Here is a 440-nt window from a genome sequence, read left to right on the forward strand (position 1 = left end):
CCACACACGATTACCGTGACTGCAACAGATGCAGCAGGTAATGTGGGTACAGATACAGCTGTGGTCACAGTAGATACCACTGCACCGAATGTGCCAGTGATTGACCCGGTTAACGGGACAGATCCGATTACAGGTACAGCAGAACCAGGTTCAACCGTGACTGTAAGCTTCCCTGATGGTAGTACCGCAACTGTAGTTGCAGGACCGGATGGTAGTTGGACTGTTCCAAATCCAGGCTTAAATGATGGTGACACGGTAACAGCTGTTACAACAGATCCTGCTGGAAATACATCAGGACCTGCAACAGGTATTGTTGATGCGCTTGCACCGACAGTCGCTCTTAATGATGTATTGACCAACGACAGCACACCGCCTTTAACAGGTACCGTGAACGACCCAACTGCGACTGTGGTGGTGACTGTAGATGGTGTGAACTATCC

Annotated in this window: 1 protein-coding gene; it reads left to right on the top strand. The window is 50.0% G+C overall.

What is annotated here, in order from left to right:
* Positions 1 to 9: 9 nt before the first annotated feature.
* The coding region (locus FY048_RS18980; RefSeq protein WP_446092172.1) for an Ig-like domain-containing protein at positions 10 to 440 on the top strand (431 nt) is incomplete at its 3' end.

Source organism: Acinetobacter sp. 1124_18A, assembly GCF_052824995.1.